Below are 11798 nucleotides of genomic sequence, written 5' to 3'. Positions count from 1 at the left end.
CCGCCGCCATGCGGTCGACTTCTGGCAGCCCTGGCAGGCGCGCTATCCCGGGTTGCTACCCATTCCCGACGGCGGCTGCGACGCGCAGGCCGCCGCGGCCTGCGCGGCCATCGTCACGGAACTGCGGCAGGGACTCGCCGCCCTGGGCTGGCCCGATTGCCAGCAACTCTGGCTGGCTGCCGGCACCGGTACCACCCTGGCCGGGGTGATCCGCGCCGCCGATCCCGCCTGGCAGGTGGTGGGCGGCCTGGCGGTGCCACCCGGGCATGGCATCGAAGCCACGCTCGACCGGCTGCTCGCGCAGCACACCGGCGCCGATTGGCGCCTGCTGGACGCCAGCCGCGGCGGCTTCGGCCGCCTCGATGCCGAGCTGGCGCGGGCCATGGCGGAATTCGAGGCGCAGACCGGGATCGCCCTGGAGCCGCTCTATACCGGCAAGCTGTGGCTGGCGCTGCGCCAGGCAATCGAGGGCGGCGCGCTAGCGCCGGGCAGTCGCCTGGTGCTGGTCCACAGCGGGGGTCTGCAGGGCCGCCGCGCGCTGGAGACTCAGCTGGCGGCGTTGGCCGGCGGCTGAAGCGGCCAGCCCGCAGGCACCAGGAACAGTCGCGCCTCTTCGTCGCCGCGTGCATCGCGCCGCACCAGCAATTGCGGCCAGCTCGGCTCGCCGTCCGGCAGGGGCAGGCAGGGCGTATCGGCGACCGCGGGCGCCAGCCAGTGGCCCTTGGGCAGCACCTCCCAGGGACCGTCCGGCAGTTGCCCGCGATCGCACCACAGCTGGGATTGGCGGGGCGGCAGGGCGCCAGCCGGCCAGGGCAGGGGGCAGTCGAGCGGCTGGAACAGATAGCCGCCCAGCCACAGCGCCGCCCGCGGCGGGGCGATGTCCAGCGCCGCCAGGCTGGCCTGGGCCAGGGGCGTAGCCGACAGCGGCAGCTGGCGTTGGCGCAGATGGGCGAGTTTGCGCGCCAGCTGGTCTTCGCCGCCCGGACCCAGCCAGCGCGGTGCCTCCGGCGGGCCTTCGCCCAGGTAGAACTTCACCGCCAGTTCCAGGTGATGGACGCCCTCGGCGTCTTCCACCAGCAGGTCAAGTTCGCCCAGGGTACGGTCACCGTCGCGCAGGGGCAGGTTGGCCGCACGCAACCTGAGCCCCGGTGCCCGTTCCAGGGCAAATTGCCAAAGCCTTTCGTACTGGCGCCCCAGCCGGCGGTCGCTGCCCTGGGCAAGCCAGGCTGTTAGGGCCGCGGGCGCCGCGTCCTGTTGCCGCAGCCAGTCGGCCAGTCGTTCAGGATGGCGCGCCCAGTCGCTGGCGACCAGTGGATGGCGGGTGTCGGCGGCTTCCAGCAGCGGCGGGGCGATCAGCGTCCAGGCAAGGTCACGCACCTGGGGCTGGTTCAGGCGGCGGGGCAGGGCGTGCAGCTCGGCGAAGGGCGTCATGGTGCCAGCATAGGCCAAGCCGGACCGCTGCGGATCACCGGCGGCGACCCGCGGTCGGATGAGGGCGGTTTGCCGCTGCCACGGCCTTTCGCCCATACTTTCCGCACTTTCCAGCCAACGGGGCCGCCGGCGCGTCATGGACTCCTTTCGTAACATCGGCATCATCGGTCGACTCGGCAGCACCCAGGTGCTGGACACCATCCGCCGGCTCAAGACCTTTCTGCTGCAACGCGGGCGCAACGTCATCCTGGAAAACACTATCGCCGAGGTGCTGCCCGGGCATGGCCTGCAGACGGTGTCGCGCAAGCTCATGGGCGAGATCTGCGACCTGGTGATCGTGGTTGGCGGCGACGGCAGCCTGCTCGGCGCCGCCCGCGCCCTGGTGCGCCCGCGAGTGCCGGTGCTGGGCATCAACCGCGGCAAGCTGGGCTTTCTCACCGATATCCGTCCCGATGAGCTGGAGACCAAGGTCGCCGAGGTGCTCGACGGTCAGTACCTGATGGAGACGCGCTTCCTGCTCGATGCCTTCGTCGAGCGTGGCGGCGAGATCATCGGCCAGGGCGATGCCCTCAACGACGTGGTGCTGCACCCGGGCAAGTCCACCCGGATGATCGAATTCGAGCTGTACATCGACGGCCAGTTCGTCTGCAGCCAGCGCGCCGACGGCCTGATCGTCGCCACCCCCACCGGCTCCACCGCCTACTCGCTGTCGGCCGGCGGCCCCATCATGCATCCCAAGCTGGATGCCATCGTGGTGGTGCCCATGTATCCCCATACCCTGTCCAGCCGGCCCATCGTGGTGTCCGGCGACAGCACCCTGTCGATCCTGGTGTCGCCGAACATGACGATCTATCCGCAGGTCTCATGTGATGGCCAGAATCATTTCACCTGCGCACCCGGCGATACCGTGACCATTCAGAAGAAGCCGCACAAACTCAGGCTGATCCACCCGCTGGATCACAACTACTACGAGATCTGCCGGACCAAGCTCGGCTGGGGCAGTCGGCTGGGAGACGACTGATGCCCCTGGGCTACGATCTGATCGGCGACCTCCACGGCTGCGCCCATACCCTGGACCTGCTGCTGGAACGGCTCGACTACCGGCAGGTGGACGGCGTCTGGCAGCACCCCGAGCGCCAGGCGATCTTTCTCGGTGACCTGGTTGATCGCGGCCCGCGCATCCGCGGCTCCCTGCGCCGGGTGCGCGCCATGGTCGAGGGCGGCCACGCCCACTGCATCCTCGGCAATCACGAACTCAATGCCCTGGCCTGGCACACCCCGGCGCTGCCCGGCACCGGCCAGACCTGGGTGCGCGAGCACACGCCGCGCCATCGCCAGCTGATCCAGGAGACCCTGGCGGCCTTCGCCGACCATCCCGGCGAATGGCAGGACCATCTGCGCTGGCTCTACCGGCTGCCGCTGTGCAAGGACTTCGGCCACTTCCGCATCGTCCACGCCTGCTGGGATCAGCGGCTGATCGATGAATTCCTCCACCATTATCCGGATGCCTGCATCGACGAAGACTTCGTGCGCCAGTCCATCGTCGGTGGCAGCCTGGCCAGCCGGGTCGCCTCGCGCCTGCTCAATGGCGTCTCGCTGCCCTTGCCCCATGGCCTGCGCCTCACTGGCAGCGATGGCTATGTGCGGGCGCGCTTTCGCACCAAGTTCTGGGAGAGCGATCCCCAGACCTATGGCGACGTGGTCTTCCAGCCCGATGCCTTGCCGGCGGAAATCGCCTGTGAACGCCTGAGCGATGAGGAAAAGGCCGGGTTGCTCTGCTACGGCGCCGACGAGCCTTTGCTGTTCGTCGGTCACTACTGGCGCGATGGTCATCCCGAACCCCTGCGGCCCAACCTGGCCTGCTTGGACTACAGTGCGGTCAAGTACGGCAAGCTGGTGGCCTACCGCCTCGACGACGAACGCCAGATCGACCCGGCCAAGTTCGTCTGGATCGACGTGCAGCGCGAGGAGGGCCGATGAACCAGCCGCAACCCGCGCTGCGCGTGCCCCTGGGCCGTGACCTGCTGGGCTTCACGCGCCTGCTGCGGCGCCTGCAGATCCGCCACCGGGTGGTGGAAGAGGGCGACAGCCAGGTGCTGTGGGTGCTGGACCCGGCGCGGGTCGAAGAGACCCGCACCCTCTATGAACGCTATCCCGACGGCGATCCGCGCGGCGAGGTCCAGGCGACGCGCGGACCGCGGGGCTTCGGGCTGCTGGCGCAACTCAAGGCCAGTCCGGTCAGCGCCGTCTTTCTCGCCGTCACCCTGCTGCTGGGCCTGGCCACCGAACTGGGCGACAACCTGGCGTTGATCCACTACCTGACGCTGCAGGAATTCCGCCTGATCGACGCCGAGCACATCGCCTTTCTCGATCTCGACGCCAGCCTGGCTCGCGGCGAGTGGTGGCGACTGGTCACCCCGATCTTCCTGCACTTCGGCCTGCTGCACCTGGCGATGAACGCCCTCTGGTACTGGGAGCTGGGTCGCCGCATCGAATTCCGCCAGGGCGGCCTGCTGCTGCTGCTCCTGACCCTGGTGTTCGCCGCCGGCTCCAACCTGGTGCAGTACGCCTGGACCGGACCGGCGCTGTTCGGCGGCCTGTCCGGCGTGCTCTATGGCCTGCTCGGCCATTGCTGGCTGTTCCAGTGGCTGGCGCCCAATCCGGCCTATCGCATGCCCCGGGGCGTGGTCGCCATGATGCTGATCTGGCTGGTGATCTGCCTGACCGGGGTCTTCGATCTGCTCGGCTTCGGCTCCATCGCCAATGGCGCCCATGTCGGCGGCCTGGTGCTGGGTTGCCTCACCGGACTGCTGGGCGGTGGCCTGGCCCGCCTGCGGCAGCGCTAGCTAGCGTCGCCGCTTGAGCTCGGGAGAAAGGCTCAAGGCATTGCGATAGCGCCAGCGCCGCTGGCTGCGGCGACGCCACCAGAGCCCCATGAGCAAGAGCAGCCCACCGCCGCCCAGGAAGCCCTGGGCGGTCTCGCGGGTCAGGCTCAGATAGGGCGTCAGCTGCGGCAATTGCAGCAGGGCGGCACCGCCCGCCAGCAGCGCGGCCAGGCCGGTCAGCACGGAGAGGGTGCCGAGGCCGGCGGTGAGGGAGGTCAGGAAGGGCCGCCGCAGGCGCAGCGGCGGCGGATCGAAACGGTCGTGCTCGGGCAACTGCATGCTCATACCCCAGGCTCTGTAAGGCCGCCGAGGTTATACGCCTCGGCGTTGCTTGGCGAGCCTGAGAGGCGCGGGCTAGCGCAGCAGCTGGCGGGCTCCCTGCTTGAGCATGTCCCAGCGATTCGGATCGCCACTGACGATAGCGCCGAGGAAGGCCCTGGCCTGCTCGAAGCTGATGTGTGGCGGCAGCGGTGGCACGCTGGGGTCGGTGACGAATTCCAGCACCACCGGGCGATCCGCTTCGAAGGCCTGCTGCCAGGCATCGGCCACCTCGTCCGGGCGATGGATGCGCAGGCCCTTGAAGCCGAGCAATTCGCCATAGCGGGCATAGGGGAAGTCGAGCACATCCTGGGCGGGGGCGAATTTGGGGTCACCGGCCAGGGCACGCTGCTCCCAGGTCACCTGATTGAGATCGCCGTTGTTGAGCACCATGACGATAAAGGTCGGATTGCTGAATCTCTTCCAGTACTGCTGCAGGGTGACCAGTTCGGCGTTGCCGTTCATCTGCATGGCGCCATCGCCCACCAGGGCGATCACCGGGCGATCCGGATGGGCGAACTTGGCCGCGATGGCATAGGGAATGCCGCAGCCCATGGTCGCCAGCTTGCCCGACAGCGACCCCAGCATCTGCCCGCGCATGCGGATGTCGCGGGCATACCAGTTGGTGTGGGAGCCGCTGTCGCCGCAGAGGATGGCATCCTGCGGCAGCTGGCTGGAAAGTTCGTGGAACACCCGCTGCGGATTGATCGGCTCGGCGGGCGCCAGGGCGCGCTGCTCGATGGAGTGCCAGGAAGCGGCCACGCTCTTTTCGATGCGCGCGCGCCATTTATCGTGGGGTTTGCTCTCCAGCAGTGGCAGCAGGCGTCTCAGGGTCTCGGCGGCATCGCCCAGCAACGGCTGCTCGATGGGATATCTCATGCTGATGTTGCGCGCATGCAGGTCGATCTGCACCGCCCGCGCTTGGCCTTCCTGAGGCAGGAATTCGGCATAGGGGAAGGTCGAGCCGACGATCAGCAGGGTGTCGCATTCCTTCATCAGCAGGTCGCTGGCCTCGGTGCCGAGCAGGCCGATGGCGCCGGTGACATAGGGCAGTTCGTCGGAGAGTACGCCCTTGCCCAGCAGCGCCTTGGCCACCCCGGCGCTGAGCTTCTCGGCCACCGCCATCACCTCGCTGCGCGCCTGCAGGGCGCCGGCGCCCACCAGCAGGGCAACCTTCTTGCCGGCATTGAGGATGTCTGCGGCGGCCTGCAGGTCGTCTTCCTGGGCATAGGGTCGCGGCGGGATGGCCCCGGCACCGGAAAGGACATTGGCGTGCTGGTGCGGCGGACTTTCCACCGCCGGCAGCTGCTGGATGTCGTTGGGGATGATCACCGTCGCCACCTGGCGCTCGGCGATGGCCACGCGGAAGGCGCGGTCGATGACATGGCGCAACTGCGCCGGATGCACCACCGTCTCCACATAGGCGGAGACGTCCTTGAACAGGGTGTGCAGGTCGACTTCCTGCTGGTAGTCGCTGCCCAGTGAAGAGGCGGCCTGCTGGCCCACCAGGGCCACTACCGGCATATGGTCCATCTTGGCGTCGTACAGGCCATTGAGCAGGTGGATGGCCCCGGGCCCGGAGGTGGCCAGGCAGACGCCCACCTCGCCGGTGAACTTGGCATGGGCGCAGGCCATGAAGGCGGCCATCTCCTCGTGGCGCACCCGCACATAGTCGAACTGGTCGGCCACCCGACCCAGGGCGCCCATGATGCCGTTGATGCCATCGCCGGGGTAACCGAAGATGCGCTCGACGTGCCACTGGCCGAGGCGCTCCCAGAGATGGTCGGCTACGGTCTTGCTCATGACGTTCTCCTCATTGAAGGTCTAGATTTAGGAAGAAGGGCCCGGACGTTAAGTTCCTGCAGCCGGACCGGGCGCGGGTTAGAATGCGCGGCTGATCATCCGGAGCCTTTCATGAGCGAATCCCGCCTGCGCACCTTGCGCGACCACATCCGCTGGGCCGTCAGCCGCTTCCATGCCGAAGAGCTGTTCTTCGGCCATGGCCACGACAACGCCTGGGACGAGGCCCGCGCCCTGGTGCTGGGCGCCGTACACCTGCCCTGGGACACCGCCGATCGCTACCTGGACTGCGCCCTGGAAGACGACGAGCGCTACGCACTCGGGGTGCTCTTGCACAAGCGCATCCAGGAGCGTGTGCCGACCGCCTACCTGCTCGGCGAAGCCTGGTTCTGCGGCTTGCCGTTCACCGTCGACGAGCGGGTGCTGGTGCCGCGTTCGCCCATCGGCGAGCTGATCGATGCGCAATTCGCGCCCTGGCTGCCGGCCGCGCCGGCGCGCATCCTCGATCTCTGCACCGGTTCGGGTTGCATCGGCATCGCCTGCGCCTATGCCTTCCCCGAGGCCGAGGTGGCCCTGGGCGATCTGTCCTACGACGCCCTCGAAGTGGCCTGGCAGAACATCGAGCGCCACGACCTGGAGGATCGCGTCTACACCGTCCAGGGCGACGGCTTCGCCGGACTGCCGGGGCAGCGTTTCGACCTGATCGTCAGCAATCCGCCCTATGTGGATGCCGAGGACTTCGCCGACATGCCGGCCGAATACCAGCACGAACCGGCCCTGGGCCTGGCCTGTGGCGAAGACGGCCTGGACCTGGTGCGGCGGATGCTGGCCGAGGCCGCCGATCACCTTACCGAACAGGGCATCCTCATCGTGGAGGTGGGCAACAGCCAGGTCCACGTCGAGGCGCTCTATCCGGAAGTCGATTTCACCTGGCTCGAATTCGAGCGTGGCGGCCATGGCGTCTTCCTGCTGGCCGCCGCCCAGTGCCGCGAGCACCAGGCGCTGTTCCGCAGCCGTCTGGTCCCCTGATCACCTGCGGTCGCCCGCGGCGGCCGTCCTTTCTTTACCGAGGTCTACCCGTGTTTACCGAACTCGCTCTGCACGAGCGCCTGCTCAAGGCCCTCGACACCCTGGGCTTCAAGACGCCCACTCCGGTCCAGGCCGCTGCCGTGGGCCCGGCCCTGGCAGGTCATGACCTGCGCGTCACCGCCCGCACCGGCAGCGGCAAGACCGCCGCCTTCCTGCTGCCGCTGCTGGATCGCCTGCTCAAGGACCCCAAGCCGCGCTCCGGCGCCCGCGCGCTGATCCTGCTGCCGACCCGCGAGCTGGCCCAGCAGACCGCCAAGGAAATCGAACGCTTCGGCCAGTTCACCTTTCTCAAGGCCGGCCTGGTGATCGGCGGCGAGGACTTCCGTGTCCAGGCCGCCGGCCTGCGCAAGAATCCGGAGATCCTGGTGGCCACCCCCGGTCGCCTGCTGGAGCAGCGCAACGCCGGCAACGTGAACCTGAAAGACATCGAGATGCTGGTGCTCGACGAAGCCGACCGCATGCTCGACATGGGCTTTTCCGAGGACGTGCTGCAGATCGCCGCGAGCTGCGAGCGGGAGGGTCGCCAGACCCTGCTGTTCTCCGCGACCAGCGGTGGCAACAGCCTGCGTCAGGTGGTCGAGCAGGTCCTGCGCGAGCCGCAGAATCTCATGCTGGACCGCACCGGTGAACTGAACGAAGCCGTGGTGCAGCAGGTGATCCTGGCCGACGAGCCGCCGCACAAGGAACGCCTGCTGCAGTGGCTGCTGGCCAACGAGACCTATCGCAAGGCCATCGTCTTCACCAACACCAAGGTGCAGGCCGATCGCCTCACCGGCCGCCTGGTGGCCGAGGGCCTCAAGGTCTTCGTGCTGCACGGCGACAAGGACACCAAGGACCGCAAGCTGGCCGTGGAGCGGCTGCAGAGCGGCGCGGTCAAGGTGCTGATCGCCACCGACGTGGCTGCCCGCGGCCTGGACGTCGAAGGCCTCGACCTGGTGATCAACTACGACCTGCCGCGCAGTGGCGACGAATACGTCCACCGCATCGGCCGCACCGGGCGGGCGGGCGAGGCGGGTACGGCGATCTCCTTCGTCACCCATGGCGACTGGAATCTGATGTCCAGCATCGAGCGCTATCTCAAGCTGAGATTCGAGCGCCGTCACCTGCCGGGTCTCAAGGCCAACTACAACGGCCCGAAGAAGCTCAAGGCGTCGGGCAAGGCCGCCGGCGTGAAGAAGAAAAAGACCGAGGGCAAGAAGGACGGCAAGGCCAAGACCAAGGCCAAACCCAAGTCCGAGCGCCGCCCCGGCGCGCTGGTGCCGACTTCGGCCGACGGCTTCGCGCCGCCGCGCAAGCGCACCCAGGAGTGATCCCGCGCCGGGCCTGAGGCGCCACCCCGCTGCGAGACCGCGGGGCAGGGCGGGCTCAGTGCTTGGCGGTGTTGTCGAACAGCTGGAAGACCGGGGCGCGACGGGTCGAGCGTTGCAGATCCGGTTGCTGGATCAGCAACCAGGCCTGCAACTCCGGCTCGGGCATGGGCTTGCCGATCCAGAAGCCCTGACCTTCGTCGCAGCCCATGGCCAGCAGGCTGGCCAGGGCCTCGGCGGTCTCGATGCCTTCGGCGGTGATGCGAAAGCCCAGCTGATGGGACAGCTCGATCAGCGAGCTGACGATCAGCCGATCCTTGGTGCGATGGGTCAGTTCGCGGACGAAGCTGCGGTCGATCTTGATGGTGTCGGCCGGCAACTCGCGCAGGTGCGAGAGGTTGTTGTAGCCGGTACCGAAGTCGTCGATGGCGATGCCGATGCCCAGCTCGCGCAGCGCGGCCAGCTGCCGATGGATCAGGGCCACGTCACCCAGCAGGGCATTCTCGGTGACCTCCAGCTCCAGGCGCCGGGGATTGACCGGATAACGCTGCAGCAGCTCGGTGGTCTGCTCGGTGAAGTCCGGATCGTTCAGGTCATGGGCGGAGATGTTGATCGCCACGCCCAGACTCCGGCCGTCCCGCTGCCAGGTGTAAGCCTGGCTGATCGCCTGTTGCATCACCCAGTGACTCAGGGCGGTGATCAGCGCGGTCTTTTCCGCCAGTGGGATGAATTCCGCCGGACTGACCGGCCCCAGGTGCGGATGTTGCCAGCGCAACAGGGCTTCGACGCTGTGGCAGCGACCGGTGGCCAGGTCGATGCGCGGCTGGTAGACCAGGCTCAGCTGATCCTCGGCGCGCAGCGCCTGGGGCAAGGCGCTGAGCAGGGCGAAGGCGCGGCGGTAGGCGGCATCGTGCTGCGGATCGAAATGCCGGCAGCCGCGCATCTCGGCGCGGGCATCGTCGGCGGTGGCGATCAGGGCGCGCAGCCAGTCGGCCGGATGATCGTCGGTCAGCGACATCACCCCCAGGCCCAGCCGGGTCTGGATGGGAATGCCGTTGTAGTCGAGCACCCCGGTCAATTCCTCCTGCAGGCGTTCGAGCAGCGCCTGTTGCGCGGTCTCGTCGGCGTCGTGCAGCAGAAAGCCGAAGCGGGCCGGCCCCAGGCGATACAGGGGTAGCTCGACCGGCAGCAGGCGGCGCAGGTGCTGCTTGATGGCGCGTTGCAGACCATCGAAGTGGGCCTGGCCCATGGCCTTGATGAAGTCGTTGAGATAGCTCTGGGCGAACAGATCGGCCGCCACGGCCACCACGCGGGTGCCCGCCCGGGTCAGGGCTTCGGCATCCTCGATGAAGCGCTGGCCATTCGGCAACTGGGTGACCGGATCCCAGAAGGCTTCGGTGCGCAGCAGTTCGATGTGCTGGCTGGCGAGGGCCGCCAGTTGCTGCAGCGCCATCAGCCGATCCTGGGACAGGGCGGCGCGGGGCGCCGAATCGAACAGGCAGAGGCTGCCGAGCATCAGCCCTTCGGTCGTGCGCAGCGGTGCACCCAGGTAATAGCGGATGTGGGGCGCGCTGGTGACCACCTGAAGATCGGCGAAGCGGGCGTCCTCCCGGGCATCCTCCACCTGCAGCGGCAGACTGGTTTCCTGCAGGTGCTGGCAGAACGACTGGGTGCGCGGCACGGTCAGGGGCGCGCAGCCCACGGTGGCTCGGCAATGGACCTGCTGGCCGTCAAGAAAGCAGATCATGGCGTAGGGGACATCGAACAGCCGCGCGCAGAGCTCGGTGAGATCCTGGAAGGCACGGTCGGAAGGACGGTCGATCAAGGCGAGATCGCGCAGCAGTGCAAGACGCTGGCGTTCATTGGCCGCAGTAAGTGGAGCAGGCTCCATAGCAACGTCTCGGTGCGCTGTAGTAGCAGATTGCTACTTAGAGCGTGATCGGGTCGAGAGTTCCCTCACCACCCGCCTCACAGTCTTCCAGTTGTCATTTATCTGTCGAAAGGCTCAGGCCGCGAAGTAGAAGACGGCGAACAGCGCCTGGGGATCGGTCCAGACCTGCACCTGTCTGAAACCGGCGTCTTCGGCCAACGCGCGGAAGCTCTGCAGGCTGTACTTGTAGGAGTTCTCGGTATGCAGGCGCTCGCCCTCACGGAAGGCGAAGCGGCGACCTTCGAGACGTATGGTCTGGTCGCGGGTGCTGACCAGGTGCATCTCGATGCGCGCCTGTTCTTCATTGAAGAAGGCCAGGTGCCGGAAGCGCTGCGGATCGAGATCGGTGTCCAGCTCGCGGCGGATGCGTTCCAGCAGGTTGAGATTGAAGTCTGCGGTCACCCCGGCGGCGTCGTTGTAGGCCGCATCCAGCCGCGTCCGGTCCTTGATCAGGTCCACCCCGATCAGCAGGCCCCCGGTGGCCGGCAGCATCCGGTGCAGGTTGCGCAGGAAGACGCCGGCTTCTTCCGGGGTGAAATTGCCGATGCTCGAACCCGGAAAGAAGGCGATGGGACGCAGGCCGTCGAGACTGTCGGGCAGGGTCATGGGTCGACTGAAGTCGGCGCAGGCGGCGCTGACGTCCAGCCAGGGATAATCGGCCGCCAGGCGCTGGGTGCTGCTGAGCAGGAAGTCCCGAGAGATATCGATGCCCAGGTAGCCGGCCGGGTGCATGGCTTCCAGCAGCAGGCGCACCTTGCGACTGGCCCCGCTGCCCAGTTCCACCAGCGCGGCGTCGCGCCCGGCCAGGCGCGCGATCTCACCGGCCGCCTTGGCCAGGATGGCCTCTTCGGTGCGGGTGGGATAGTACTCGGGCTGCCGGGTGATGGCCTCGAACAGCTCGGAGCCGCGCTGATCGTAGAAATATTTGGGCGATAGCGCCTTGGGGGTCTGGGCGAAGCCCTGGAGCACATCGTCCCGCAGCGAGCTGTCGGCGATGCTCGCCGGTTGCTGATCGAAGAAGCGCACGGCTAGGGCCAT

Annotated in this window: 11 protein-coding genes; 6 read left to right on the top strand and 5 right to left on the bottom strand. The window is 67.7% G+C overall.

Annotated features, from left to right (window positions below; genetic code table 11):
- Positions 1-574 (top strand): pyridoxal-phosphate dependent enzyme (locus tag QMX82_RS17610; RefSeq protein ID WP_336619073.1); only part of this gene is annotated, 574 nt, incomplete at its 5' end.
- Here QMX82_RS17610 and QMX82_RS17605 read toward each other — a convergent pair.
- Positions 547-1527 (bottom strand): DUF1853 family protein, encoded by a 981-nt coding sequence (locus tag QMX82_RS17605; RefSeq protein WP_282285959.1) that lies wholly within the window; start codon positions 1525-1527, stop codon positions 547-549. The two genes, QMX82_RS17610 and QMX82_RS17605, sit on opposite strands and share 28 nt — an antisense overlap.
- 40 nt (positions 1528-1567) lie before the next feature.
- Here QMX82_RS17605 and QMX82_RS17600 point away from each other — a divergent pair, with 40 nt between their 5' ends.
- From QMX82_RS17600 to QMX82_RS17590, 3 genes are read left to right on the top strand one after another with little or no spacing between them, the layout of a single operon-like run.
- Entirely contained in the window at positions 1568-2452 is an 885-nt protein-coding gene (locus QMX82_RS17600) for an NAD(+) kinase (protein ID WP_187979672.1), read from the top strand.
- The gene (locus QMX82_RS17595) at positions 2452-3411 is read left to right on the top strand and encodes a metallophosphoesterase (RefSeq protein ID WP_208691668.1); all 960 of its coding nucleotides are present in this window, start codon (positions 2452-2454) and stop codon (positions 3409-3411) included. The genes QMX82_RS17600 and QMX82_RS17595 overlap by 1 nt, the downstream gene beginning before the upstream one ends.
- Positions 3408-4277 carry a rhomboid family intramembrane serine protease gene (locus tag QMX82_RS17590; protein WP_282285954.1) on the top strand — a complete coding sequence of 290 codons (870 nt, stop codon included), beginning with the start codon at positions 3408-3410 and terminating at the stop codon, positions 4275-4277. The genes QMX82_RS17595 and QMX82_RS17590 overlap by 4 nt, the downstream gene beginning before the upstream one ends.
- Here the strand turns inward: QMX82_RS17590 and QMX82_RS17585 are convergent, their stop codons facing one another.
- Both QMX82_RS17585 and QMX82_RS17580 read right to left on the bottom strand, forming a co-directional pair.
- Entirely contained in the window at positions 4278-4601 is a 324-nt protein-coding gene (locus QMX82_RS17585) for a hypothetical protein (protein WP_282285952.1), read from the bottom strand. It lies immediately after the preceding gene.
- A 69-nt stretch (positions 4602-4670) separates the two neighbouring features.
- A complete protein-coding gene (locus QMX82_RS17580) occupies positions 4671-6437 on the bottom strand; it encodes a thiamine pyrophosphate-requiring protein (RefSeq protein WP_282285950.1) in 1767 nt (588 codons plus the stop codon).
- 111 nt (positions 6438-6548) lie between these two features.
- Here QMX82_RS17580 and prmB point away from each other — a divergent pair, with 111 nt between their 5' ends.
- Complete coding sequence (gene prmB, locus QMX82_RS17575) at positions 6549-7463, top strand: 50S ribosomal protein L3 N(5)-glutamine methyltransferase (RefSeq protein ID WP_282285946.1); 915 nt, start codon at positions 6549-6551, stop codon at positions 7461-7463.
- Between the two features lie 50 nt (positions 7464-7513).
- Positions 7514-8833, top strand: a complete 1320-nt coding sequence (locus QMX82_RS17570; RefSeq protein WP_208691663.1) for a DEAD/DEAH box helicase — start codon at positions 7514-7516, stop codon at positions 8831-8833.
- A gap of 55 nt (positions 8834-8888) precedes the next feature.
- On the opposite strand, the gene QMX82_RS17565 is transcribed toward QMX82_RS17570, so the two are convergent.
- Complete coding sequence (locus QMX82_RS17565) at positions 8889-10721, bottom strand: putative bifunctional diguanylate cyclase/phosphodiesterase (protein ID WP_282285944.1); 1833 nt, start codon at positions 10719-10721, stop codon at positions 8889-8891.
- A gap of 114 nt (positions 10722-10835) precedes the next feature.
- Positions 10836-11798: an L-histidine N(alpha)-methyltransferase gene (egtD, locus tag QMX82_RS17560; protein ID WP_208691661.1), complete on the bottom strand. Its 963-nt coding sequence runs from the start codon at positions 11796-11798 to the stop codon at positions 10836-10838.

Source organism: Pseudomonas sp. PS02302, assembly GCF_029959585.1.
In the GTDB taxonomy this organism is placed as follows: domain Bacteria; phylum Pseudomonadota; class Gammaproteobacteria; order Pseudomonadales; family Pseudomonadaceae; genus Chryseomonas; species Chryseomonas aestiva.
This window is presented reverse-complemented; position numbering and strand designations above follow the sequence as displayed.

What these genes read in the sequence shown, in the direction of transcription:
- prmB (WP_282285946.1), top strand. Translation starts at nt 6,549, where the DNA reads ATGAGCGAATCCCGCCTGCGCACCTTGCGCGACCACATCCGCTGGGCC.
- egtD (WP_208691661.1), bottom strand. Translation starts at nt 11,798, where the DNA reads ATGGCCCTAGCCGTGCGCTTCTTCGATCAGCAACCGGCGAGCATCGCC.
- QMX82_RS17590 (WP_282285954.1), top strand. Translation starts at nt 3,408, where the DNA reads ATGAACCAGCCGCAACCCGCGCTGCGCGTGCCCCTGGGCCGTGACCTG.
- QMX82_RS17565 (WP_282285944.1), bottom strand. Translation starts at nt 10,721, where the DNA reads ATGGAGCCTGCTCCACTTACTGCGGCCAATGAACGCCAGCGTCTTGCA.
- QMX82_RS17585 (WP_282285952.1), bottom strand. Translation starts at nt 4,601, where the DNA reads ATGAGCATGCAGTTGCCCGAGCACGACCGTTTCGATCCGCCGCCGCTG.
- QMX82_RS17580 (WP_282285950.1), bottom strand. Translation starts at nt 6,437, where the DNA reads ATGAGCAAGACCGTAGCCGACCATCTCTGGGAGCGCCTCGGCCAGTGG.
- QMX82_RS17595 (WP_208691668.1), top strand. Translation starts at nt 2,452, where the DNA reads ATGCCCCTGGGCTACGATCTGATCGGCGACCTCCACGGCTGCGCCCAT.
- QMX82_RS17600 (WP_187979672.1), top strand. Translation starts at nt 1,568, where the DNA reads ATGGACTCCTTTCGTAACATCGGCATCATCGGTCGACTCGGCAGCACC.
- QMX82_RS17605 (WP_282285959.1), bottom strand. Translation starts at nt 1,527, where the DNA reads ATGGGCGAAAGGCCGTGGCAGCGGCAAACCGCCCTCATCCGACCGCGG.